This window comes from Stenotrophomonas sp. TWI819 (assembly GCF_039673075.1).
Classification (GTDB): Bacteria; Pseudomonadota; Gammaproteobacteria; order Xanthomonadales; family Xanthomonadaceae; genus Stenotrophomonas; species Stenotrophomonas rhizophila_B.
Window position 1 is genome coordinate 1 of record NZ_JBDJKY010000006.1, and the last position, 25,117, is coordinate 25,117.

Here is a 25,117-nt window from a genome sequence, read left to right on the forward strand (position 1 = left end):
CCGACAATTTGAAGGCCAGCGAGTAATCCCGCTGGCTGCGCCTGGGTGTTGAATCCATTGAACATTCCTCTTCCTGTGGGAAAAGGTGTCAACTCAATTCAGGACGGGTCACGGGAAACGAAAAAGCCCCGGAACAAGGCCGGGGCTTTTCGACATCACGACGTAAGCGTCAGATCAGAACGACATATCGAACGACACTTCGCCCTTCACGCCCACCTGGTAGGCCGACGAACGACGCTCGAAGAAGTTCGTCAACTCCTGCACATCCTGCAGCTCCATGAAGCTCAGCGGATTGCGCACGTTGTACTTCTTCTCCATGCCCAGGCGATGGAAATGATTGTCCGCGCAATGCTGCAGATACTGGCGCATATCACGCGTCGAAATGCCCGCCACACCGCCCGACAGCACGTCCTCGGCGAACTGCACTTCGCACTCGATCGCATCGGCCAGCATGTCGTAGACCTCCTGCTTCATCGCATCGTCGAACAGGTCCGGCTCTTCCTCGCGGATCACGTCCACGCACTCGAACGCGAACTCCATGTGCGCGCTCTCGTCGCGGAACACCCAGTTGGTGCCCGAGGCCAGACCGTTGAGCAGACCGCGCGAACGGAAGTAGTAGACGTAGGCGAAGGCCGCGAAGAAGAACAAGCCCTCGATGCACGCCGCGAAGCAGATCTGGTTGAGCAGGAACTGGCGACGCTCGTCACGGGTCTCGATGCGCTTCAGGTTCTGGATCGAATCGATCCACTTGAAGCAGAAGTCCGCCTTCTTCTTGATCGAATCGATGTTCTCCACCGCGTCGAACGCCTTGGCGCGCTCGTCCGGATCCGGCAGGTAGTTGTCGAGCAGGGTCAGGTAGAACTGCACGTGCAGCGCTTCTTCGTACAGCTGGCGCGACAGGTACATGCGCGCTTCCGGCGCGTTCAGATGCTGATACAGGTTCAGCACCAGATTGTTGGACACGATCGAATCGCCGGTGGCGAAGAACGCGACCAGGCGGTGGATCAGGTGGCGCTCGCCCGGCGACATCTTGCCGTGCAGGTCGCTGATGTCGATCTGGAAGTTGATTTCCTCGACCGTCCAGGTGTTCTTGATCGCGTTGCGATACATGTCATAGAACTGCGGGTAGCGCATCGGGCGCAACGTCAGTTCAAAACCTGGATCGAGCAGCATTTGAGCAGGCTTGTCGGCCATGGTGTTTCGTCCTTCTTGGCGACTGCCGACCAAGGGTCGGTAGCTACCGAATGTGTGATGTTCCGTCCGTGCACCCGGCGGTGCCGGCCCGATGGGCCGGCACGCCTTGTTTACTGGCACGCCTCGCAGCTTTCCGGGTTTTCCAGCGAGCAGGCGACGGCTTCGACCGGGGTATAGCTGCTGACGGTCGTCTTGGCGATCTTGGTCGCCGGGCGCGAACGCAGGTAGTACGTGGTCTTGATGCCCTGCTTCCAGGCGTACATGTACATGGAGGACATCGCGCCGATGTTCGGGCTTTCCATGAACAGGTTGAGCGAGGCGGACTGGTCGATGAACGCACCGCGCTCGGCGGCCATGTCGATCAGCGAACGCATCGGCAGTTCCCAGGCGGTGCGGTACACGTGGCGCAGCGTTTCCGGGATCTGGGTGATGCCCTGGATCGAGCCTTCGGCCAGCTTGATCGCGTCGCGCATTTCCGGCGTCCAGTGGCCCAGCTTCTTCAGCTCGTTCACCAGGTAACGGTTGACCTGCAGGAAGTCGCCGGACAGCGTTTCGCGCTTGAACAGGTTGGACACCTGCGGCTCGACGCACTCGTAGCAACCGGCGATCGAGGCGATGGTGGCGGTCGGGGCGATCGCGATCAGCAGCGAGTTGCGCAGGCCGTGTTCCTTGATGCGCTCACGCAGGGCATCCCAACGCGCGGTGTCTTCGGGCACCACGTTCCAGGCATCGAACTGCAGCTCGCCGCTGGCGGCACGGGTGTCGGCGAAGGACGGATGCTTGCCGCGTTCCTGGGCCAGCTCGCACGAGGTTTCCAGCGCGTGGAAGTAGATCGCTTCGGCGATCTTCTTCGACAGCGCGCGGGCTTCGGCACTGTCAAAGGCCAGACGCTTGCGGAAGAACACGTCCTGCAGGCCCATGCAGCCCAGGCCGACCGGACGCCAGCGCAGGTTGCCGCGGCGGGCGGTTTCGATCGGGTAGAAGTTCAGGTCGATCACGCGGTCGAGCTGACGCACGGCCAGGCGCACGGTGTCGGCCAGCTTGTCGAAATCGAACTCACCGTGGGCATCGAAATGGTTGCCCAGGTTGATCGAGCCCAGGTTGCACACTGCGGTCTCTTCGGCCGAGGTGATTTCCAGGATTTCGGTGCACAGGTTGGACAGGTGGATCACGTTGCCCGGACGCAGGGTCTGGTTGCTGGCGCGGTTGCACTTGTCCTTGAAGGTCATCCAGCCGTTGCCGGTCTCGGCCAGGGTACGCATCATCCGCGAGTACAGCTTGCGTGCGGAGATCGTGCGCTGGGCCTTGCCCTGGGTTTCGGCCTGCAGGTAAGCCTGCTCGAAGGCTTCACCGAACAGATCGGTGAACTCGGGCACCACGCTCGGATCGAACAGCGACCACTCCTGGTCGGCCTCGACGCGCTGCATGAACAGGTCCGGGATCCAGTTGGCCAGATTCAGGTTGTGCGCACGACGCGATTCGTCACCGGTGTTGTCACGCAGCTCGAGGAAATCCTCGATATCGGCGTGCCAGGTTTCCAGGTACACACAGGCCGCGCCCTTGCGCTTGCCGCCCTGGTTGACCGCCGCCACGGACGAATCCATGGTCTTCAGCCACGGCACGATGCCGTTGGAATGGCCGTTGGTGGACTTGATCAGCGAACCGCGCGAACGCACGCGGCTGTAGCTGACGCCGATGCCGCCGCTGAACTTGGAGAGCTGGGCGATATCGCCGTACTTGGCGTAGATCGACTCCAGCGAATCCTGCGGCGAATCCAGCAGGAAGCACGAGGACAGCTGCTCATGCGTGGTGCCGGAGTTGAACAGGGTCGGGCTGGACGGCAGGTAATCCAGGTTGCCCATGCGCTTGTACAGCGCCAGGGCTTCGGGCACGTCTTCGCTCAAGGCGCTGGCGATGCGCAGGAAGAACTGCTGCGGGGTCTCGATCACCTTGCGGGTGTGCGGATGACGCAGCAGGTAACGGTCGTACAGGGTGCGCAGGCCGAAGTAATCGAAATGCAGGTCCAGGGTCGGATCGATCGCGTCGTTGAGCTTGCGCGCGTTGACCTGCACGAAATCGAGCAGGCGCGCGTTGATCAGGCCCACTTCGTGGCCGCGGCCGACCGACTGCGAGAACGCATGGATTTCCTGGCCGGACACTTCCTTGGCGATGAAGTTGGCCAGCAGGCGCGCGGCCAGGCGACCGTACTCCGGCTCCTCACCGATCAGCAGCGCCGAGGTGCGGATCGACAGTTCGTCCAGCTCCTGGGTGGTCGCGCCGTTGTACAGGCCGGAGATGGTGCGGGTCGCCACACGCATCGGATCGACCGCATGCAGACCCTCGGCGCAGCGCTGTACCGCGCGCACGATCTTGTTCAGGTCCACCAGTTCGGTCGTGCCGTTGCGCTTGGTCACGCTCATGGCGGTCGCCGTCGGCGGCGAGGTCAGCAGGAACTCGCTTTCCTTATCGATGTCAGTGCTGGTTTCGATGCTCACGGCGTTTTCCTCTGGGCGTGATTGGAAGTAGTACAGCGTCGCCTGCGTTGCAGGCCGAACCGGCGCACGGATCTACAGGGTGGACCTGCGGCGTCGCAGGAGCCGCGACAGCGCAGGCAGGCCTGCGGGCGGTTTCCCCTGCGTCACCGGTCCTCTCCCCCCGGAGAGTCGTGCGACCGGCACCACACGCTGTACGTGCGTGCGGTTGTCAGTAGGTCTTCAGGCCATCGGCGTGAAGGCGATACACCCGTCGACTTGTGGTCGGCGGGACCGACGGCCACAAGATAGTGGGGGTACCAGGTGTCGTCAACGCCAAATGTAGTGAATTTCCCTAATCCCTTGTGGCGCAAGGACCGTGCCGGAAAGGCGTCCGACGAACGGTCTGGACCTGTCGAAAGCGAGTGCGCAGTCAAGGGCGGATGGCCGGATTGTCCTCCTCGAAAACAGAACAACGGCCGCTCACACCGCCCTAACGAATGGCCGCCGGTCAGGGTGACTTCCGACCCGCGCCGGGGTGGCCCCGGGGTGCCACGCTCCGATACGCCTCCTTTATATGAACGCGACCATGCGCCTGCCCCTGATCGGCTGTCTGATGTTGGGCCTGACCGTGGCCGGTACCGCCGCGGCGGGCGAGAGCAAAGGCCCGCAGCTTTCCTCGCGCCAGTGCGGGGTGAGCACGCCTTACAACGTACTGGTGGACAGCGGCGGGATCTGGCTGCGCAACCGCGAGCAGGTGCCGGCGGAGATCTTCTTCCACGACGGCGAGCTGAACATCGATCGCCAGCCGATCCCGGTCAGCGACGCCGACGCCCAACGCCTGCGCCAGCTGGAATGGGGGACCCGCCAGTTGGTGCCTGCGGTGGCGGGGGTGGCCGGCGAGGCCACGGACATCGCCTTCGACGCGCTGGGGGCCACGGTGGAGATCATGACCGGCAGCCGCCGCAAGGCGCGCGAGGTGGACGGGCTGCGCAAGGATGCCCATGCGTACGTCGGCCGTACCCTCGGCCGCGGTATCTGGGAGCAGGATCTGTTCGGGGAACAGTTCGAGGCGCGCATCGAGCAGGCCGCCGAGTCGATGTCGGCCTCGCTCGCCCGCGGCGTGATGTGGACGATGCTGACCGGCGGCTCGGGCCGGATCGAGGCCCGCGCCGAGACGATGGAGGCCGACCTGGAGCGCCGCATGGAGGCGCGCGGGCAGGCGCTGGAGGCACAGGCACAGTCGCTGTGCAGCCAGGTGCTGGCGCTGGATGCGATCCAGCAGTCGCTGGAGGTGCGCTACCAGGGCAAGCCGCTGGCGATGATGGTGATGGACCGCGAGGAGGACGCGGCCGCGCCGATCACGCGCGAACAGCCGCGCGGTGCGGCGTTGGTGCTGCCCCCGTTGTAGAGAGCATCCACGCATGGCGTGGATCTACATTGCGGCCTATCCCCGCACGGCGCGGAGTTACGCGCGGTGCGGGGTGCCCAGGTACTCGGCGCTCTGCATTTCGATCAGGCGCGAGGCGGTACGTTCGAACGCGCCCTGCAGGCGGATGCCCGAATACAGTCCGACCGGTGAATCGGTCGCGGTGCAGACCAGGTTGACGTGGCGGTCGTACAGCTCGTCGATCAGGTTGACGAAGCGGCGCGCGGCATCTTCGTTGAGTGTGTCGAAGTGCGGGATGTCGCCGAGCAGCACGGTGTTGAACTCGTGCGCGATCTCGATGTAATCCGAGGGGCCACGCGGGCCTTCGCACAGCGCCTTGAAATCGAACCAGACAATGCTCTTGCCGCGGCCACGCACCGGGATCTTGCGCGCTTCGATCTCGATGTTGCCCGACTTGGCCGGCTGCCCACCGCTGAGCTCGGCCCAGCGGCCGGCCAGCCAGGCATCGCTGCCGGCATCGATGGGGGACTGGTACACCGGCGAGCGGGTCAGCGCGCGCATGCGGTAATCCTCGGTGCCTTCGGCGTACAACTCCACGCAGTAGGTCTGCAGCAGCCCGATCGCGGGCAGGAAGCTGTCGCGCTGCAGGCCGTTGAGGTACAGGTTTTCCACCGCCGTGTTGGAGGTGGTCACCAGGGTCACGCCCTCGGCGAACATGCGCTCGAGCAGGCGCGCCAGCAGCATCGCATCGCCGATGTCGGTGACGAAGAATTCGTCCAGCACCAGCACGCGCAGCTTGCTGCGCCACTCCTGGGCGATCTTCGCCAGTGGATCGCTTTGCCCCTGGTGCTCGCGCAGGCGCTCGTGAATGCCGCGCATGAAGCGGTGGAAATGGGTGCGGTACTTCTGCTCGATCGGCAGGCCGTCATAGAACAGATCGACCAGGAAGGTCTTGCCGCGCCCCACCCCGCCCCAGAAGTACAGGCCCTTGACCGGCTCGGGCTTCTTCCAGAACGCGGAGAGGCGATCCAGCCAGCCATCCTGGGCGCTGTCGACCAGCGCGAGATGGATGCGGTCCAGCTCGGCCAGGGCGGCGTGCTGGGCCGGGTCGTTCTGCCATTCGCCCCGGGCCACGCCATCGGCGTAGCGCTGCGACGGGGTCATCACGGTGTCGCTCATGCCGCGTCGGGGGCGGGGTTGGGCAGCCACTGCTTGACGCCATGGATGAGCGCGCCGCGCAGGTCGACGATCTTGCGGTGGAAGAAGTGGCTGGTATCGGGCATGCGCACCAGTTCGTGCGGTGCGTCCAGGCCGTCCAGCCAGTCATAGACCGCCTGCGGATCGACGATCTCGTCTTCCTCGCCCTGGATCACCAGCCACTGGGCCGGGGGCTGCATGCCCTCGAAGTCCCAGCGCCCGGCGGGCGGCGCGATCGAGATCAGCGTGGTCGGCTGCAGGTCGCCCGCCGCGCGCAGCGAGACGTACGCACCGAAGCTGAAACCGGCCAGCCACAGGTCCTGGCCCGGCCGCTGTGCACGGACCCAGGCGGCGACGGCCTTGAGGTCGTCCTGCTCGCCCACGCCGTTGTCGAACGTGCCGGCCGAGTCGCCGACGCTGCGGAAGTTGAAGCGCACGGTGGCGATGCCCAGGTCGCGCAGCGCGCGCGCGGCCATGGTCACCACCTTGTTGTGCATGCTGCCGCCCTCGGTGGACAGGGGGTGGCAGACGATCGCCACCACCGGCTGTACAGCGACATCGGCCTCGGGCAGATCAACCACGACATCCAGCAGACCGACCGGTCCGTCCAGCGTCAGCGCACCGCTTTCTTGGGGAAATGGGGGATTGTGCATGGCGTCATAATACCGTCCCTCCGCGTGCTTCACCGCCGCCCCCGCCGGATCCGTACATGCACTTTCTGGTTTTCAGCGTTCTCTGCAGCGTGCTGGTGTCGGTCCTGCTGAAGCTGGCGCCGGGCCAGCGGCTGGACATGCCGCAGGTGGTGACCTGGAATTATCTGGTCGCCAGCGTGCTCAGCGCGGTGCTGCTGCAGCCCTCGCTGGCCTCGCTGCAGACCCCGCACGCGCCGTGGGCCGTCCTGCTCTGCCTGGCCGTGGCGTTGCCGGCGATCTTCCTGATGATGGCCCGCGCAGTGACCCGCGCCGGGATCGTGCGCAGCGATGTGGCCCAGCGGTTGTCGCTGCTGCTTTCGCTGCTGGCTGCGTTCCTGGTGTTCGGCGAGACCGGCAACGGCTGGAAGCTGGCCGGCCTGGGGCTGGGCCTGCTGGCGATCCTCGGGATCAGCGTACGCCCGCGCGCCGGCGCGGCCGAGCCCAGCGGCGGACGGGCCTGGCCATGGCTGCTGTCCGTCTGGGTGGGCTACGCCCTGGTCGACATCCTGCTCAAGAAGGTGGCGTTGTCGGGTACGCCTTCGATGGCGGCACTTCTGGTCAGTTTCAGCCTGGCCTTCGTGCTGATGCTCATCCTGCAGCTATGGCGCCACCTGCGCGGCATCGCCCGCCTGCAGTGGCGCAACCTGGCCGGCGGCGCCCTGCTGGGCCTGCTCAACTTCGGCAACATCCTGTTCTACGTGCGTGCCCACCAGCATCTGCCGGACAGCCCGGCGGTGGTGTTCGCCGGCATGAACATCGGCGTGGTGGTGCTGGGCGCGCTGGTGGGCATCGTCGGTTTCGGCGAGCGCACCAGTGTGTGGAACCGGGTGGGCCTGGGGTTGGCCGTGGTGGCGATCGGGTTGATCGCGTGGGGCACGTGGTAGTCGATTGATGCGGTGCCGGCCAGCGGCCGGCACTACCTGGGCAACGCGCCGGTGACCGGGCACACCGGCGTCCCGGCGCACCCGTGCGGGATCAGCGATCAAACCCGAGCAGCAGCGGATCATGATCCGAGCTGCGCCACGGGCCCGCTTCGTTGCGGTCGCGGTAGCCCACATCGTCAGCTTCATCGGCATTGATGTGCCACTCTGCCGCCGCGCGCAGGCGCTTGGCCATGCCCGGGCTCAACAGCGCATGGTCCAACCGGCCGGTCATGCCGTTGTAGACATAGCTGTAAGGGTGTTCGACCTTGGCCACTGCGAACGCATCCCGCCAGCCGGCGGCGTGCAGGGTGCGGATCGGGTCTTCCATCGCGTAGGCGTTGAAGTCGCCCAGCAGCACCGCATCGCGGGTGCCCGCACCGGTGGGGTCGGTCGCCAGCCACTGGTCCAGCAGCGTGGCCGAGGCGACCCGGGTGGCATTCCAGCAGGCCTGGCCGTCCTTCTGATCGGCATCGGCGCCGGTCGCTTCGGAGCAGCCCTTGGATTTGAAGTGATTGGCCACGACCACGAACGGCGCGCCCTTGCCCGCACGGAAGGCCTGCGCCAGCGGCACGCGGCTGCGCTCGCCGAAGGGCTCCTTCTCCAGCACGGCGGGGGCGCCGACCGGGGTCACGCGCGACGCGCGATAGATGATGCCGACCCGGATCGGGTTGTCACCCGGGCCCTGCTTCGCGTCGATGAAGCGCCAGTCGGCACCCTGGCCCCGATCCGCATTGAGCGCATCGACCAGCTGGGCGATCGCCGACTGCGGGCCGTAACCATCGTTCTCCAGTTCCATCAGCGCGGCGACATCGGCGCCGAGCGCGTTGATGGTGGCGACCAGTTTGGTTTTCTGCGCCTGGTGTTCGGCCAGGGTCCGGGCGCCACGCAGGGTCGGGTAACCGCCGCCCTGGCCGTCGCCATTGAAGAAGTTCTCCAGGTTGAACGCGGCCACATGCAGCGCACCGGCCACCGTCGGTACGGCCGGGCGCTCCAGCGCCGGCAGGTTCAGCGGACGGGTCACCTGCAGGCGGGTGTTGCCCTTGGCATCGACGCGGACGATGCCTTCGATATTGCGCAGGACCATGCCGGTGCGCAGGTTCGCGGCCGCCGGCAGGTAGGCCACCGGGCCGGGATCCCGGGCGTCGCTGCCATCGTCGAGCACCAGCCGGCGACGCAGGTTGTCGGCCACCTCATGGGCGTGTTCCGGGGTGCCGGGTGCGGCCACTTCGCTCGGCTGCCACAGGCGACCACCGAAGGCCACGGTCAACTCACCGAAGCGCGACAGGCCATCGGTGCCGGCCAGGGTCAGCGGCGCGGCGATGCGGACCTGCTGACCGTCCAGCGTGCGCCAGTCGGTGGGCGGCGCGGTCAGGCTGACCGTGGCCGACGTGGTCGGCGCCGGACGCACCTGCGGCGAGGCAGCGGGCTGCGGCTGGGCGGCATGGACCGCGCCGGACAGGGCCAGCGCGAGAGCGAACACGAGGGGGGTACGGCGCATCGGAAGCAGGACTCCAGGGAAGTGCGACAAGGCTAACCATATAAAGTGAAACGCCGCCCTTCGGCGGCGTCGGTGACCTGATCCGGCAAAGCCGTTATTTCAGGTTGGCCAGCATCCAATCGACCGTGGCATGGATCTGCTCCTCGGTCAGCGCCGGATTACCGCCCTTGGGCGGCATGATGCCACCGTCCGGGCCGGTATAGCCCTCCACCGCATGCTTGTAGAGCGTGTCCTTGCCCTGGGCGATGCGCGCATCCCAATGCCCGTGATCCAGCGTCGGCGCCTTGCCGACGCCATTGGTATGGCAGGCCGTGCAGAGGTTGTCGTAGATCACCTTGCCGTCAGTGGTGCCACCGTAGGCGACCTGCGAGGCGGCTTTGACCAGCGCGGCGGCCTGGGCCGCGGCCTGGGCGGCGGCACCGGTGCTGCCTGCGTACACCGCACCGGCCGGCGTGATGCGCTGTTCCGTGCGTTTGGCCGCCATCGGCGAGACTTCAGGGGGAATGCTGGTATGCAGGTAGGCCGCGAAGATGATGAGGCCAAGTGTGATGGCCATCAGCAGCGCGATGACCATGGAGAAGCGTTTCAGGAACTCGAGGTCGTAATTCCGCACTCTCTATACCCCTGGCTGGTAGTCGTTGGACCACGGCTTGTCGGCCGAGTATGACCAGCGTCGGCGGCGCTGCGCAAGCGACCGCCGGGTGTCGCAATGCAGCATCGGCGCGACTCAGGCGCCCGCGGCCCGCAGGCAGAAAACACAGATCGACTCGACCAGCGCATCTTCATCGCCGTGCGCGTCGCGGCTGAGCGCGGTCGGGCCGACCAGCGCCTCGGTGAACGCGCCGACGATGCAGGCCGCCGCGACATGGGTGTCCTGCTGCGGGAAGGTGCCTGCCTCGACGCCATCGGCGACGATGCGCCGGAACACATCGCCGAACAGACGGCGGCAGCGGATGCGCTCGGCTTCCACTTCCGGATCGACCGGCTCGGCGATGAAGGCATAGGCCAGCCCGGGCCCGGCCAGCGCGCGCCGCACGAAGGCGGTGATCGCCCGGCGCAGGCGCTCGGGCGCCGGCAGCGGCTCGGCCGCGATCGCCTCGAAGATGCGCAGCTCATGCTCGACAGCGGCGGTCAGCACCTCCACGAACAGTTCGGCCTTGGAGGGGAAGTGCCGGTAGATCAGGCCGGTGGACACGCCGGCCTCGGCCGCCACCGCCGTCACCGGGGCGTTGCGGTAGCCGCCGGCCGCCACCAGCACACGGGTCGCCAGCAGGATGCGTTCACGGGCGCCGGCAAGGCGTTCTTCCATCAGGGCGGAGCGTTTATAGGCCATTTGTTGATTCTATGTTCAATTTTTGAATTTGTGTTCACTTCTTTGTCGAACCCGGCTACGCTGGGGGCACATCGCCCGCGGGACGGCCCTGTCAGCCCGTCCATCCCTCCCGGCGCGTCCCATCCCTTGTTGTTGCGGAGTCGCCCATGCACGTCCCGACCATGAACTTCGATCTCGGCGAAGAGATCGACCTGCTGCGCCAGAGCGTGGCCCATTTTGCCTCCGCTGAAATCGCGCCGCTGGCGGCCCAGGCCGACGAAGAGAATCTGTTCCCCAATGCGCTGTGGCGCAAGCTCGGCGAGCAGGGTCTGCTCGGCCTGACCGTGGAAGAGGAATACGGCGGCAGCGGCATGGGCTACCTCGCGCATGTGGTGGCGATGGAAGAGATCTCACGCGCCTCCGGTGCCATCGCGCTGTCCTACGGTGCGCACTCGAACCTGTGCGTGAACCAGCTGCGCAAGAACGGCAACGAAGATCAGAAGAAGCGCTACCTGCCCGGCCTGTGCAGCGGCGAGCTGGTCGGCGCGCTGGCGATGAGCGAACCAGGCGCCGGCTCGGACGTGGTCTCGATGAAGCTGCGCGCGGACAAGCGCGGCGATCACTACGTGCTTAACGGCAACAAGATGTGGATCACCAACGGCCCGGATGCCGATGTGCTGGTGGTCTATGCCAAGACCGATCCGGATGGCGGCGCCAAGGGCATCACCGCGTTCCTGATCGAAAAGGGCATGAAGGGCTTTTCCACGGCGCAGAAGCTGGACAAGCTCGGCATGCGCGGCTCCAACACCTGTGAGCTGGTCTTCCAGGATTGCGAAGTACCCGAAGCCAACGTGCTTGGTGTGGTCGGCGGTGGCGTCAAGGTGCTGATGTCCGGCCTGGACTATGAGCGCGTGGTGCTGTCCGGTGGCCCGCTCGGCCTGATGGCTGCGGCCATGGACGTGGTGATGCCGTACGTGCACGAGCGCAAGCAGTTCGGCGAGGCGATCGGCACCTTCCAGCTGATCCAGGCCAAGCTGGCCGACATGTACGTGGGCCTCAACGCCTGCCGCGCCTATGTCTACGCGGTGGCACGCGCCTGCGACCAGGGCCGCACCACGCGTCAGGACGCAGCCGGCGCGATCCTGTATTCGGCCGAGAAGGCCACCTGGCTGACCGGCCAGGCGATCCAGATCCTGGGCGGCAATGGCTACATCAACGAGTACCCGACCGGACGGTTGTGGCGCGATGCCAAGCTGTATGAAATCGGCGCCGGCACCTCGGAGATCCGCCGCATGCTGATCGGCCGCGAACTGTTCCAGCGCACCAAGTAAGGGCCCTGCCATGACCGTATTGAGCACCCAGCTGCAACCGGGCAGCGACACCTTCGAGGCCAACCGCGCCGCGCTGCAGGCGGTGGTCGACGACCTGCGCGCCACCCTGGCGCAGACCGCGCTGGGCGGCAGCGAAGCGGCACGCGCCAAGCACACCGCACGCGGCAAGCTGCTGGTGCGCGACCGCATCGATGCCCTGCTCGACCCGGGCAGCGCCTTCCTGGAAATCGCCCCGCTGGCCGCGCATGGCATGTATGGCGACCCGATCCCCAGCGCCGGCGTGGTTGCCGGCATCGGCCGGGTCTCGGGCGTGGAGTGCGTGATCGTGGCCAACGATGCCACGGTCAAGGGTGGCACCTACTACCCGATGACGGTCAAGAAGCACCTGCGTGCGCAGGAAGTGGCCGAGCAGAACCGCCTCCCCTGCATCTACCTGGTGGATTCGGGCGGTGCATTCCTGCCGCTGCAGGACGAGGTGTTCCCGGACCGCGACCATTTCGGTCGTATCTTCTACAACCAGGCCAACCTGTCCGCGCAGGGCATCCCGCAGATCGCCTGCGTGATGGGCAGCTGCACCGCCGGTGGCGCCTACGTGCCAGCGATGAGCGATGAAACGGTGATCGTGCGCGAGCAGGGCACCATCTTCCTCGGCGGCCCGCCGCTGGTGAAAGCGGCCACCGGTGAAGTGGTCACCGCCGAAGAACTGGGCGGTGCCGATGTGCACACGCGCATCTCCGGCGTTGCCGACCACATGGCCGACAACGACCTGCAGGCGCTGGCCCGGGTCCGCGCGATCATCGCCCAGCTCAACTGGCGCAAGCCCGAGCCGGTGCTGGCAGTGCAGGCCCCGGTGGAACCGCGGCATCCGGCCCACGAGCTGTATGGCGTGATCCCGGCTGACACGCGCAAGCCCTATGACGTGCGCGAAGTGATCCTGCGCCTGGTCGACGATTCGCGCTTCGATGAGTTCAAGCCGCGCTATGGCAACACGCTGGTCACCGGCTTCGCGCACCTGCACGGCTACCCGGTGGGCATCATCGCCAACAACGGCATCCTGTTCTCCGAGTCCGCGCTGAAGGGCGCGCACTTCATCGAACTGTGCACGCAGCGCGGCATCCCGCTGGTGTTCCTGCAGAACATCACCGGCTTCATGGTCGGCCGCAAGTACGAGCACGGCGGCATCGCCAAGGACGGGGCCAAGCTGGTCATGGCCGTGGCCTGCGCCAAGGTGCCCAAGTTCACCGTGGTGATCGGCGGCTCGTTCGGTGCCGGCAACTACGGCATGTGCGGCCGCGCCTACTCGCCCAACTTCCTGTGGATGTGGCCGAACGCGCGCATCGGCGTGATGGGCGGCGAGCAGGCCGCCAGCGTGCTGGCCACGGTCAAGCGCGACGGCATCGAAGCCAAGGGCGGGCAGTGGTCGGCCGAGGAAGAGGACGGCTTCAAGTCGCCGATCCGCGAGCAGTTCGAATCGCAGGGCCACCCGTACTACGCCAGCGCCCGCCTCTGGGATGACGGCGTGATCGATCCGGCCGACACCCGTCGTGTGCTGGGCCTGGCGCTGTCGGCCAGCCTCAACGCCCCGGCGAAGAAGACCGACTTCGGCGTGTTCCGCATGTAATGCACGGGCGGTGCCGCCTGGCACCGCCGCCCCTGGCCCGCGCAACGAGACCACCATGTTCACCAAGATCCTGATCGCCAACCGTGGCGAAATCGCCTGCCGCGTCATCGCTACCTGCCAGCGCCTGGGCATCGCCACCGTGGCGGTGTACTCCGACGCCGACCGCAACGCGCGCCACGTGCGCCTGGCCGACGAGGCCATCGCGATCGGCCCGGCGCCGGCGCGTGAGAGCTACCTGCGCGGCGACGCCATCCTGGAGGCCGCCCGCCGCACCGGCGCGCAGGCGATCCATCCCGGCTACGGCTTTCTCTCGGAGAACGCCGGCTTCGCGCAGGCCTGCGCCGAGGCGGGCATCGTGTTCATCGGCCCCTCCGCTGCGGCGATCCGCGCGATGGGTGACAAGAGCGCGGCCAAGGCGCTGATGCAGCAGGCCGGCGTGCCGCTCACCCCGGGCTACCACGGCGACGAGCAGATCCCCGAGTTCCTGCGCAAGCAGGCCGACAGCATCGGCTACCCGGTGCTGATCAAGGCCAGCGCAGGCGGCGGTGGCAAGGGCATGCGCCGCGTGGATGACAGCGCGACCTTCACCGAGGCGCTGGCCAGCTGCCAGCGTGAAGCGCAGTCCGCGTTCGGCAACGCACACGTGCTGGTGGAGAAGTATGTGGAGCGCCCGCGCCACATCGAGATCCAGGTGTTCGGCGACAGCCACGGCAACGTGGTGTACCTGTTCGAGCGCGACTGCTCGGTGCAGCGCCGCCACCAGAAGGTGCTGGAAGAAGCGCCCGCGCCCGGCATGACGCCCGAGCGCCGCGCCGCGATGGGCAAGGCCGCCGTCGATGCCGCGCGCGCGGTCAACTACGTCGGCGCGGGCACGGTGGAGTTCATCGCCGGCCCGGATGGCGATTTCTACTTCATGGAAATGAACACCCGCCTGCAGGTGGAGCACCCGGTCACCGAGTGCATCACCGGCACCGACCTGGTCGAGTGGCAGCTGCGCGTGGCCAGCGGTGAGCCGCTGCCGCTGCAGCAGGATCAGCTGCAGATCCGCGGCCATGCACTGGAAGCCCGCCTGTACGCCGAAGACGCCGACCGCGGTTTCCTGCCGTCCACCGGCACCCTGCGCCACCTGCGCCTGCCGGCCAACACCGCGCACGTGCGCGTGGATGCCGGTGTCGAACAGGGCGATGCGATCACCCCGTTCTACGACCCGATGATCGCCAAACTGATCGTCTGGGACGTCGACCGCGACGCCGCACTGCGCCGCATGCAGCAGGCGCTGGCCGAATGCGAAGTGGTTGGCGTGACCACCAATGCCGCCTTCCTGCGCCGCTTGGTGATGACCGATTCGTTTACCCAGGCCAAGCTGGATACCGCGCTGATCGAGCGCGAGCAGGCCGCGCTGGCCCCCAACGACGGCGACAGCGATCCGGCACTCTGGGCGCTGGCCGCGATTGCCGGCGTGGCCACCAGCGAAGCCGCCAGCCGTGATGCGCGCGACCCGCACTCGCCGTGGCAGGCCCAGGATGGCTGGCGCCTCGGCGCGGCGGCCGCACGCGCGCTGACGCTGGAGCACCGGGGTGCACAGCGCAGCGTGGCCGTGCAGGGCGCGGGCGCGCAGTGGACCGTGCACATGGAGGGCAATGCGCTGCAGGGCAGCGGCCGCCTGGCCGGTGATGCATTGCGCGTGCAGATCGGCGAGCAGCTGCACCGTGCCACCGTCATCCGCGACGGCAATGAGCTGTACCTTTTCGGCAGCGAGGGCGTGCAGCGCTTCACCCTGCATGATCCGGTCAGCGAAGCGGACCAGTCCGTTGCCGATGCCGGCAGCCTGGTCGCGCCGATGCCGGGCCGTATCGTGGCCACACTGGTGGCACCGGGCACGGCGGTCAAACGCGGCGCGCCGCTGCTGGTGCTGGAGGCGATGAAGATGGAGCACACGCTGCAGGCGCCGGCCGATGGCACCGTGCAGGGTTACCGGGTCAAAGCCGGTGATCAAGTGGGTGATGGCGCGGTGCTGGTGGATTTCGAGGCGGCGTAGCTACCTCGAACTGCGGCCGGCCGGATCAAATTCGGCCGTGCTGCGCTCCAGCGCACGGTAGCCCACACCGCAGATCGCCAGCGCGCCCTGTTCCACACCATCCAGGCCAAAGGCCTGGTCCACGTCACCTTCGTTGATGGCCGCGGTCACGAAAGCACCCAGGCCTGCTTCCGTGGCCGCCAGGTACACCATCTGCGAGATGTGTCCTGCGTCCAGCGTGAGCGCACGATACGCCTTGGCGTGGTTGCGATACTTCCAGAAGCTGCGTCCAAAACGAGGGGCCAGCACGATCAGGACCGGCGCATCGGCGAACCATTCCTGCCCCGATACCATGGCGCGGGCCAGCGATGGCAGCGTGGGAACGGGCGGCGATGGCAACGCCAGAAGCGCGTGGTCCAGCGCGTGATAGTGGTAGAGGCCGGGCGTGAGCCCCTCGACGCGTTGCACCAGCAGCCACACCTCGGTCGGGTGCAGACCCCCGCCCGAAGGGACGTTTTTCTTCAGGATGAGCATGTCCTGCTCGACCTGCAGCGCGGCGTGGGCCATGACGCTGCGCTGGAGAAGCTGGGCCAGCATCGGCAGCGGCAGCGCACGCTCGGGATCGAAGTTGCGACAGGTGGTTCTGGCCGCCAGCAGGGCATCGAACGGAGATTCCTGCACGTTCGGCAGCGGCTGGTAATGACCTTCCACAGGATGCACGGCAGGCGGCGGGGCACCCAACCTCCTGCGCAGCCCGACTGCGGTATCCAGGCCCTGCCCGCGCATATCCGAAACGCTGTCCACGCCCTGCCAGCGCGAGTGCCGGTGCGCCACGGCGGACAGCGGCCACCAATGTGCGTCCTTGATCCGCTGGTCGCGCGCCAGATGGTCCGCGTGCTCCGGTTGATCGCCCACCAGCAGGCCGCTGCTCAACAATTGGCCCCAGCGGGGGTCGGCCATGTCCTGCGCCGACAACGTCCGCCACTGCGATGCGCTGGTGCGGCCGAGCAGTTCGCTTTGCCCGGCGTCGATCTCCACCGGCCCATCCAAGTGCCCCGCAAGCGCCAGCCAGGCATGGGTGCTGTTGGCCTCGGTGCTGCCACGCAGAAGCGCCTGCAGGCCGAACGAGACGGTTTCGCGCGGCTCCAGCAGCAGGTGTGTACAGCGGCGAACGCGCATCGATATTCCTGTCCCAGTGCAGAGGTAAGCTTATCCCGATGTGCAGCGACCGCACACAGAGACCTCCGCCGGCGTGTCGTGCTCAACCGGGGAGCGCTTGTGCCGATAGAACACTCTCTTGCCCTGGAAATCGACCATGACGCCTGTTCCCACCCAGCTCACCCCTGCCCAAGCCATGCTGCTGCTCGACCATCTGATTGGCGATACGGCGTTCCGCACGCTGTTTTCCGCCGATGGCGTGGCAGCACTTGCCTCGATTGGCATCGATCCCGACGGCTGTACCGACTGCCTGGCCGTCGTGGACCTGGCCACCCCCTCGGAACTGCTCGCCCTGCGCAGCGAACTGGAGACCTATCTGAGCACGCATACTGCGTCGATGACGGTGGTGTTCTGTTTCGAAGCTGGCAAGGTTGGCGACACCATCAGCTGACGATCGGGTCACTGCATGCCGGTCGCCTTGACCGGCACGGACCAGGTGGCCACGTCATGCGCATTCAACGGCTGCCACACCTGGATCGCCGCCACCTCGGCAATGGCTTGCCCACGATGCGTGGCCAGCCATTGCTGCTCCTGCAGGACACCCGCCCCATCCTGCTGGGCTCTCCTGGCCTGCAGCAGCACGACATGCGCCTGCACCGGCTCGGCCCCGTCCAGCAGCGGCTGCAGCATTTCGACTGCCGCATCGGCCTTGCCGTCGATCAATAGTGCATTGGATGTCACGATGCGCTGCCACTTGGCGACCACCGGGCTGCGCTGGCGTTCCAGCAGCGCTGCGTTGTCGCGCAGCAGTGTGTCGGCCAGCGGATGTTGGCCTTGGCGTTGCGCAAGGTACACCAGCGCAAGCAACTGCAGGCTGCGGTCGGCGATGTTGGGATGATCGCGCTCTTTCAACAAGGGAATCAGCTGCGTTGCGATCGCCGACAAGGTGCCTTTGTTAGCCCCCCCGCACAGCGTCTCGACGGTGGCATGCACCAGCTTCTGATGGACCTGGTAGTCCACCAGGCCTGGTTTCGCGGCATCCTCGCGCACCGCTGATCGCATGGCGTCGCAGTCTCCCTGGTCGGCGGCGAGCAGCACCTTTGCTCGAAGATGCATCAGGTCCTGCAGCGCGTCCGCGCCGTTGCCCATGCGCTCCACCATGCGCCGGGCCTCTGCATACCGGCGCAGGCCGACCAGAACATCCACCTGGGTGTCATCGATACCGTCCCGGCGGAGCGTGCGTGCCTGCTGCAGGGTGCTCTGAGCCTCATGGAACTGATTGCGGGCCAGCTGGATGCGGGCAAGGTGCACCATGGGGTAGATGCGCAGGTAGTCCTGGGGAACGGACGCCGCACGGGCGAAGGGCTCTGCCTCCTGGAAACGGTTGTCCTGGATCAGATACCAGGACGTGTTGGAAGGGCCGGCATAGAAATCCGGGTACACCCCGGCGAGTACCCGCCACTGCTCGACCGGCCACCCGCCCGGCTCCAGCTCCGCCTGCCAGCCCTTGAGGTACAGCTGCTCGCGGTGCGGCAGTCGCCCCTTCAACGCCAGCGCTTTTTCCAGCTGCTCGCGCGCACTGCTGCGATCGGCGGTACGCGCGAAGGATTTGGCCAGGCCGATATAGGCCAGCGCGAACGCCGGATCGATCTCCAACGCGGTCTGATACAGATTGCGCGCGTCATTGAAACGACGCTCGCCAAGTGCCGTCTCCGCCAGCGCATACGAGCGCAGGGCGCGCAGACTGGCAGTGGATGCACTGGGCAGGGGCATGGACCGCTGCAGACCTGCGACGGATTCGCCCAGTCCGGCCCTCAGTTCGCCGATCACCTTGTCGACCGCCTCCACCGCATTGCCGGTCCCGGACGCCGTGGCCGTGTACGTCTGGATCACCACGTCCTTGCCAGGGTCGATCAGCGAGATCTGCACCTCGTATCCCCCACGCCGCGGGATGACCTTCGGTACCAGGACCGCGCGGGCACCTTCGCGTACCGCCACGTCCACTGCACGCGATCGATCCAGCACGGCGTCAACGGGATCGCGTGCCAGTTCCAGGCTTTCGCGGACCTTGCCGTCGGACAGTACGTTGACGTACTTCGACTGTTCCAGGCCCAGCAGCATGGCCTGACGCAGCGAGTCATCGAAAATGGGCTCGCCGGTCTGGTTGGTGACATCCGACAGCACCACCCAGTCACGCTCAGCGAAGGCGATCGCCGGCTGCGATCGCGTCATCATCCAGGCTCCCACCAGAAGCGCGATGGCCAACGTGGCTTCCGCCACCATGGCCGTTGGCTGGCGCCAGAAAGGCAGGTCGCGCACGGCCTTCGACGTAGCCCGGGGGCGACCGCTGGACGGCATGTCCGATGACATCACCCCGAACACGTCCATCGGCTGCGCCACGCCCTTGAATCGCCAGCGTCCGAACGAGGTCCATTTCAGTGCGTTGTTTTTATCGCGCAACGCAACGCCAGCACGCCGGACCATCGACTCAGCCGTCGCCGACACGAGAATCTGCCCCGGCCGTGCCAGCTGCATGAGCCGCGCCGCCATCGGCTTTGCCAGCCCTTCCACTTCCACCGGCTTGGAGCCCAGCGCGATGGCTTCGGCGCTGTTGTCCCACAGGATGACCTCACCGACGTGCAGGCCCGCGCGTGCGCGGATGGGGTGCTCCAGCGATCGACCCAATGCACGCAGGCCAGCGTGGTAATCCAGGGCGAATCCGAGCGCATCGACGGGCCGCTCGAACAACACAAACAACCCATCGGAGCGATCGATCTGGTGCCCGTTCCACTGCTGCTGCAACGCCAGCACCAGCCGGTCATGCTCCTGGAACAACTCCGCCGCGGCCGCATCGCCAATCCGCTCCACCAGGATCAACGAGTCACACAGATCAGTGAACAACAGCGCCCGCATCTGCGGGGCCTGGGTCGACGTTCCGTTGTCGCCGTTCATGCCGATCTCCCGATCAGGGTGTGGCGGTCGCTGATCGCGACCAGTGCAATCGGTTGCCGCCCAGCCGCTTGGCCTGGTACAGCGCGTTGTCGGCGCGAGCGTACCACTCGCTCCAGTCGGTACGGGGGTCGATCAGGCATACGCCGATGCTGACCGGGCAGAGGTGCGGCACGCCCTGCGCGCGACCCATCAGGCCGTGCACGGCGCTGAGGATGAACTCGGCCGCGTGCTGGAGGCTGTCCGGGTTGACGTGGCGCAGCAGCAGGCAGAACTCGTCACCCCCGAGTCGGCAGGCAATGTCCAGCTCGGTGGTGACCGAGCGCAGGATGTTGGCCACGCTCTGCAGCACGCGGTCGCCGGCCTGATGGCCGTGCACGTCATTGACCTGCTTGAAGTGGTCGCAGTCGATCAGCAGCAGGCCCTGCGGCGCGCTGTCTTCCTGCGCGCGGCATTCCTGCAGGTACAGGGCCAAGCCACGCCGGTTGTGCAGGCCGGTCAGCTCGTCGGTGCGCACCAGCTCACGGGTGTGGGTGAGCTGGTGGGTGGTGACGTAGAGATTGTCCAGCGCGGTTTCGAGATCGTGGTTGCGGCGGCGCAGCTGGCGGATCAGCACCTGTTCGTTGCCCACCACGCGCATGATCGTGCGGCGCAGGAAATAGGCGAGCAGGCTGGGATCGCGGTCGACCAGGCGCTGGAAATCATCGTGGTCCAGTTCCAGCACGACGCTGTCTTCGACGGCACGTGCACCGGCACTGCGCTGGTGGTCGCCGATCAGCAGGCCCAGCTCGCCGAAGAACTCATTGGGGCCCAGCGACTTGACCACCAGGTCTTCGCCGAAATCCAGTTCGATGCAGCCGCTGACGATGACGTACATCGTGCTGCCGGCATGGCCGCGGTGGAACAGGTGCGTGCCTTCGTCCAGCTTGCGCTGGCGGCCGAACTCGGAGAACAATGCGGACTCGCCGCTGCTCAGGATGGCGTGCACGATCTCAGCCATCGCCTTTCGGTCGATGTCTGTTTCTCGTTCGCACATGATCGCCGCCGCACCCTTGCCGGTCATTTCCGAACACCCGCTTTCCAGCGCCCCCTGGTGAGCGATGGAGGATAGCACTCCTCAAAACTGTGCGCCCTATCCCATTTCCGACTATTACGCCCCAAAATCGTGAAACGGTGCACGTTCTGCCGCCTTCGACCCCGTGAAGACCGGGCTGCGGCACCCGGAAAGGGCGGCCAGTCCCCCGACTGGCCGCCTGCTGGCCCTCCCTGGCCCCCCTGCCCGGACGGGGTCAGGCCGCCCGTTCGGCGTTGAACTGCTCTTCCTCGGTGGACCCGCTCAGGGCGGTGGTCGAGGACTGGCCCTGCTGGATCGCCTGGGTCACCGCGTCGAAGTACCCCGTGCCGACTTCGCGCTGGTGCTTGACCGCGGTGAAGCCCCGGTCGGCGGCGGCGAACTCTGCCTCCTGCAGCTCCACGAAGGCGCTCATCTGGCGACGGGCATAGCCGTGGGCCAGGTTGAACATCGAGTAGTTCAGGGCGTGGAAGCCGGCAAGGGTGATGAACTGGAACTTGTAGCCGTAGGTGGCGATCTCCTTCTGGAACGTCGCGATGGTGGCGTCGTCCAGGTTCTTCTTCCAGTTGAAGCTGGGCGAGCAGTTGTAGGCCAGCAGCTTGCCGGGGAACTTCGCATGGATCGCCTCGGCGAACTTGCGCGCGAACTCCAGGTCCGGCTTGCCGGTCTCGCACCAGATCAGGTCGGCGTAGGGCGCATACGCCAGGCCGCGGCTGATCGCCTGGTCCAGGCCGTTGCGGGTCTTGTAAAAGCCTTCCACGGTCCGCTCGCCGGTGGTGAACGGCTGGTCGTTGCCATCCACATCGCTGGTCAGCAGGTCGGCGGCCTCGGCGTCGGTACGCGCCACCAGCAGGGTCGGCACGCCCATCACGTCGGCGGCCAGGCGCGCGGCGTTGAGCTTTTCGATGGCCTCGCGGGTCGGCACCAGCACCTTGCCGCCCATGTGCCCGCACTTCTTCACCGAGGCCAGCTGGTCCTCGAAGTGCACGCCGGCCGCGCCGGCCTCGATCATCGCCTTCATCAGCTCAAAGGCATTGAGCACGCCGCCGAAACCGGCTTCGGCATCGGCCACGATCGGCTGCAGGAAGTCGATGTCATCCTTGCCCTCGGCATGGTGCAGCTGGTCGGCGCGCAGCAGGGTGTTGTTGATGCGCTTGACCACCGCCGGCACCGAATCGGCCGGGTAGAGCGACTGGTCCGGGTACATCTGGCCGGCCAGGTTGGCATCGGCGGCGACCTGCCAGCCGGACAGGTAGATCGCATTCAGGCCGGCCTTGACCTGCTGCATGGCCTGGTTGCCGGTCAGCGCGCCCAGCGCGTTGACGAAGTCCTTCTCCTGCAGGTACGTCCACAGCTTCTCCGCGCCCAGCCGCGCCAGCGAGTGCTCCACGTGCACGGTGCCACGCAGGCGCACCACGTCGGCGGCGGTGTAGTTGCGGGTGATCCCGGCCCAGCGCGGGTCGGTGTTCCAAGCGTGCTGGATCTGTTCGGCGGTCTGCAGGGTGCTCATGTCGAATCTCCAAAGGGAACGGATGCGGTAACAGCAGGTGGATGGATGACGGTCAGTCGAGACGGTCGTAGGCGGGCAGGGTCAGGAAGTCGGTGAGCTCCTCGCGGCGGCTGAGCGCGGCCAGCAGCGCGATGGACTCGGGGATGCGGGCGCTGCCCGGCAGCGCGGCGGTATCGCCCAGCCGCGCCGGCAGCTGGGCCAGGGTGGCGTCGAGCAGGGCCAGGTCGATGGCGGTGCCGTCGTCCAGGTGCTGGCCGGGGGTATGCAGCCACTGCCACAGCTGGCTGCGGCTGATCTCGGCGGTGGCCGCGTCTTCCATCAGGTGGTGAATCGGCACGCAGCCGTTGCCGTCCAGCCAGGCGGCCAGGTAGCGCACGCAGACCTCGACGTTGCCCTCGAAACCGGCGCGGGTGATGGTGCCGGTGGGCGCGACGATCAGATCATCGCGGCCCACCTGCACGTCGTTGCGCAGCACACGGTGCTGGTTCGGTCCGGGCATGTGTTCGTCGAAGATCGCCTGCGCGACCGGGATCAGCGCGGGGTGGGCGACCCAGGTCCCGTCATGGCCGGCACTGACTTCGCGCAGCTTGTCCGCCCGCACCCGCGCCATCGCCTGCTCGTTGGCGGCCGCGTCGTGGTTGATCGGAATCTGCGCGGCCATGCCGCCCATCGCATGCGCGCCGCGGCGGTGGCAGGTACGGATCAGCAGCTCCGAATAGGCCTTCAGGAACGGCTGGGTCATCGTCACCTGGCCGCGCTCGGGCAGCACCTTGTCGGCGTGCCGGCGGAAGGTCTTGATGTAGGAAAAAATGTAGTCCCAGCGGCCACAGTTCAGGCCGACGATGCGGTCGCGCAGCGCATGCAGGATCTCGTCCATCTCGAACACTGCCGGCAGCGTTTCGATCAGCACGGTGACCTTGATCTGCCCATGCGGCAGGCCGAGCATGCCCTCGATGTGCGACAGCGCGGTCTCCCACAGCGCCGCCTCTTCCATGCTCTGCAGCTTGGGCAGGTAGAAGTACGGGCCACGCTGCCTGCACATCAACGTGCGGGCGTTGTGGAAGGCGAACACCGCCGCATCGAACAGGCCACCGGCGATCGGCTGGCCGTCGATGCGCACGTGCTTCTCATCCAGGTGCCAGCCCCGCGGGCGGACGATCAGCACGGCCTGCTCGTTGAACGGACGCAGCGTGTACTGCTTGCCCGGCTTCCCATCCACGGACGGGCCGGTGTAGGTCAGATCGCCGCGCACCGCGCCGATCAGCGCCTGCTGGCCGGCCAGCAGGTTGCGCCAGGCCGGGGCGGTGGAATCCTCGAAGTCGGCCATGAACACCTTGGCGCCGGAGTTCAGCGCGTTGATGACCATCTTCGGGTCGGTCGGGCCGGTGATCTCCACCCGGCGGTCCTGCAGTGCCTCCGGTAGCGGGGCGACGTGCCAGTCGCTGGCGCGGATCTCGGCGGTATCGGCTCGGAAGTCCGGCAGGCCGCCGCCATCGAAGAAGGCCTGGCGGGCCACCCGTGCCTGCAGCCGGCGCTGACGCTCCGGCTCCACCGCCCGGTGCAGCGACACCAGCAGCGCCAGTACCCCCGCCGGCAGCAGCGCGGACTGGCCGGCCAGCTGGGTGGTGAGGGCAATGCCGGGGGTGGCCGGTGCATCGGCGGGGGTGGGCTGGGCGGTGGCGTAAGCGACGGCGGACATGGCGGGCTCCTGCGGTGCGGTTGAGCTCCACCGTGCGCCGCCGCGCCGATATTTGACAAAGCAGTTATTGCAATGGCTTACATAAGGTGTGCTTATACTCATGACGCCATGACCACGCCGCGCACGCCAAGCCCCCGGTTTTCCTACAAATCCGATCGGCTCAAGCCGCTGCGGGCGTTCTGCCAGACGGTCCGCCTGGGCTCAGTCTCACGGGCAGCTGAGGCTTTGTTCGTCAGCCAGCCGGCCATCAGCCAGCAGTTGCAGGCCCTGGAGCGCGAACTCGGGGTCAATCTGTTCGAGCGCAGCGGGCGACGCCTGGTGCCCAGCCGTGAAGGCCAGCTGCTGTATGAGATGGCGCTGCCGCTGGTGGAGAACCTGGACGGGTTGGAGGCCAGCTTCCGCGACAAGGTGAAGGGGCTGGACGCGGGCGAGCTCAACATCGCGGCCAACAGCTCGACCATCCTGTACCTGCTGCCGCGCATCGTGGAGCGCTTCCGCCAGCGCCATCCCGATGTCCGCCTGACCCTGCACAACGCGATCAGCGCCGACGGCACCGACCTGCTGCGCAGCGATGCGGCGGACCTGGCGGTGGGCTCGATGACCGACGTGCCGGCCGACCTCAGCTACGCCCCGGCCTACCGCTTCGAGCAGGTGCTGATCGCCCCGCCCGAGCACCCGCTGGCGCACGGCGAACTGAGCCTGGAGGCGATCTCGCAGTACCCGCTGGTGCTGCCGCCCAAACGCCAGATCACCTACCGGCTGGTGGACCAGGTGTTCCAGCGGCATCGGTTGCCCTACACCGTGGCGCTGGAGGTGGGCGGCTGGGAAGTGATCAAGCAGTACGTGGCGATGGGCATGGGCATCTCGATCGTGCCGGCGCTCTGCCTGCACGATGCCGACCGCGAGAAGCTGGTGACGCGCTCGATGGGTGCGTGGTTCCCGGAGCGCAGTTATGGCGTGATCGTGCGGCGCGGACGTTTTCTGTCACCGCAGGCGCGGGCGTTCATCGAGCTGATCCAGCCGGACCTGTTCAGTCCGCGCAGCTATGATGAAAGTGGTCATTCCGAGCGCTGACGCACGCCC

General features: G+C 66.8%; 19 protein-coding genes. 7 read left to right on the forward strand and 12 right to left on the reverse strand.

Going from position 1 to position 25,117, the window contains the following annotated elements; genetic code table 11:
* Positions 1-174 precede the first annotated feature (174 nt).
* Positions 175-1,194 carry a ribonucleotide-diphosphate reductase subunit beta gene (locus ABE463_RS09715; protein ID WP_121044332.1) on the reverse strand — a complete coding sequence of 340 codons (1,020 nt, stop codon included), beginning with the start codon at positions 1,192-1,194 and terminating at the stop codon, positions 175-177.
* Between the two features lie 110 nt (positions 1,195-1,304).
* Positions 1,305-3,689: a ribonucleoside-diphosphate reductase subunit alpha gene (locus ABE463_RS09720; protein ID WP_259260539.1), complete on the reverse strand. Its 2,385-nt coding sequence runs from the start codon at positions 3,687-3,689 to the stop codon at positions 1,305-1,307.
* A gap of 565 nt (positions 3,690-4,254) precedes the next feature.
* Here ABE463_RS09720 and ABE463_RS09725 point away from each other — a divergent pair.
* Complete coding sequence (locus tag ABE463_RS09725; protein WP_346468020.1) at positions 4,255-5,076, forward strand: DUF2884 family protein; 822 nt, start codon at positions 4,255-4,257, stop codon at positions 5,074-5,076.
* Between the two features lie 57 nt (positions 5,077-5,133).
* Here the strand turns inward: ABE463_RS09725 and zapE are convergent, their stop codons facing one another.
* Both zapE and ABE463_RS09735 read right to left on the reverse strand, forming a co-directional pair.
* Positions 5,134-6,234 carry a cell division protein ZapE gene (zapE, locus tag ABE463_RS09730; RefSeq protein ID WP_346468021.1) on the reverse strand — a complete coding sequence of 367 codons (1,101 nt, stop codon included), beginning with the start codon at positions 6,232-6,234 and terminating at the stop codon, positions 5,134-5,136.
* On the reverse strand, positions 6,231-6,905 hold the full coding sequence (locus ABE463_RS09735) for a CocE/NonD family hydrolase (protein ID WP_346468022.1): 675 nt from the start codon (positions 6,903-6,905) through the stop codon (positions 6,231-6,233). The genes zapE and ABE463_RS09735 overlap by 4 nt, the downstream gene beginning before the upstream one ends.
* 56 nt (positions 6,906-6,961) lie before the next feature.
* Here ABE463_RS09735 and ABE463_RS09740 point away from each other — a divergent pair, with 56 nt between their 5' ends.
* Positions 6,962-7,828 (forward strand): EamA family transporter, encoded by an 867-nt coding sequence (locus ABE463_RS09740; protein ID WP_346468023.1) that lies wholly within the window; start codon positions 6,962-6,964, stop codon positions 7,826-7,828.
* 91 nt (positions 7,829-7,919) lie between these two features.
* Here the strand turns inward: ABE463_RS09740 and ABE463_RS09745 are convergent, their stop codons facing one another.
* The 3 genes from ABE463_RS09745 to ABE463_RS09755 form a co-directional block, all read right to left on the reverse strand.
* Positions 7,920-9,365 carry an ExeM/NucH family extracellular endonuclease gene (locus ABE463_RS09745; protein WP_346468024.1) on the reverse strand — a complete coding sequence of 482 codons (1,446 nt, stop codon included), beginning with the start codon at positions 9,363-9,365 and terminating at the stop codon, positions 7,920-7,922.
* 94 nt (positions 9,366-9,459) lie between these two features.
* Positions 9,460-9,978: a c-type cytochrome gene (locus tag ABE463_RS09750; RefSeq protein ID WP_346468026.1), complete on the reverse strand. Its 519-nt coding sequence runs from the start codon at positions 9,976-9,978 to the stop codon at positions 9,460-9,462.
* A gap of 114 nt (positions 9,979-10,092) precedes the next feature.
* Positions 10,093-10,698: a TetR/AcrR family transcriptional regulator gene (locus ABE463_RS09755; RefSeq protein ID WP_265309953.1), complete on the reverse strand. Its 606-nt coding sequence runs from the start codon at positions 10,696-10,698 to the stop codon at positions 10,093-10,095.
* A 146-nt stretch (positions 10,699-10,844) separates the two neighbouring features.
* Here ABE463_RS09755 and ABE463_RS09760 point away from each other — a divergent pair, with 146 nt between their 5' ends.
* The 3 genes from ABE463_RS09760 to ABE463_RS09770 are packed head-to-tail and all read left to right on the forward strand — an operon-like array spanning position 10,845 to position 15,667.
* Positions 10,845-12,008 (forward strand): isovaleryl-CoA dehydrogenase, encoded by a 1,164-nt coding sequence (locus ABE463_RS09760; protein ID WP_121044350.1) that lies wholly within the window; start codon positions 10,845-10,847, stop codon positions 12,006-12,008.
* A 10-nt stretch (positions 12,009-12,018) separates the two neighbouring features.
* Positions 12,019-13,629, forward strand: coding sequence for a carboxyl transferase domain-containing protein (locus ABE463_RS09765; RefSeq protein ID WP_346468027.1), 1,611 nt, complete (start codon positions 12,019-12,021; stop codon positions 13,627-13,629).
* A gap of 55 nt (positions 13,630-13,684) precedes the next feature.
* On the forward strand, positions 13,685-15,667 hold the full coding sequence (locus ABE463_RS09770; protein ID WP_346468028.1) for an acetyl/propionyl/methylcrotonyl-CoA carboxylase subunit alpha: 1,983 nt from the start codon (positions 13,685-13,687) through the stop codon (positions 15,665-15,667).
* Here ABE463_RS09770 and ABE463_RS09775 read toward each other — a convergent pair whose 3' ends face one another.
* Positions 15,668-16,825: a putative peptide maturation dehydrogenase gene (locus ABE463_RS09775; protein WP_259260550.1), complete on the reverse strand. Its 1,158-nt coding sequence runs from the start codon at positions 16,823-16,825 to the stop codon at positions 15,668-15,670. It lies immediately after the preceding gene.
* Between the two features lie 136 nt (positions 16,826-16,961).
* On the opposite strand from ABE463_RS09775, the gene ABE463_RS09780 reads away from it, so the two are divergent.
* Positions 16,962-17,255 (forward strand): NHLP-related RiPP peptide, encoded by a 294-nt coding sequence (locus ABE463_RS09780; protein ID WP_259260552.1) that lies wholly within the window; start codon positions 16,962-16,964, stop codon positions 17,253-17,255.
* A gap of 8 nt (positions 17,256-17,263) precedes the next feature.
* On the opposite strand, the gene ABE463_RS09785 is transcribed toward ABE463_RS09780, so the two are convergent.
* The 4 genes from ABE463_RS09785 to aceB all read right to left on the reverse strand — a co-directional run bounded on the left by ABE463_RS09785 (position 17,264) and on the right by aceB (position 24,034).
* Complete coding sequence (locus ABE463_RS09785; RefSeq protein WP_346468029.1) at positions 17,264-19,756, reverse strand: putative peptide modification system cyclase; 2,493 nt, start codon at positions 19,754-19,756, stop codon at positions 17,264-17,266.
* 13 nt (positions 19,757-19,769) lie between these two features.
* Positions 19,770-20,816, reverse strand: a complete 1,047-nt coding sequence (locus ABE463_RS09790; RefSeq protein ID WP_346468030.1) for a GGDEF domain-containing protein — start codon at positions 20,814-20,816, stop codon at positions 19,770-19,772.
* 226 nt (positions 20,817-21,042) lie between these two features.
* Positions 21,043-22,335, reverse strand: a complete 1,293-nt coding sequence (gene aceA / locus ABE463_RS09795; protein WP_159498903.1) for an isocitrate lyase — start codon at positions 22,333-22,335, stop codon at positions 21,043-21,045.
* A 52-nt stretch (positions 22,336-22,387) separates the two neighbouring features.
* The gene (aceB, locus tag ABE463_RS09800; protein WP_346468031.1) at positions 22,388-24,034 is read right to left on the reverse strand and encodes a malate synthase A; all 1,647 of its coding nucleotides are present in this window, start codon (positions 24,032-24,034) and stop codon (positions 22,388-22,390) included.
* A gap of 108 nt (positions 24,035-24,142) precedes the next feature.
* Here aceB and ABE463_RS09805 point away from each other — a divergent pair, with 108 nt between their 5' ends.
* Positions 24,143-25,108: a LysR substrate-binding domain-containing protein gene (locus ABE463_RS09805; RefSeq protein WP_265309945.1), complete on the forward strand. Its 966-nt coding sequence runs from the start codon at positions 24,143-24,145 to the stop codon at positions 25,106-25,108.
* The last annotated feature ends 9 nt before the right edge of the window (positions 25,109-25,117 follow it).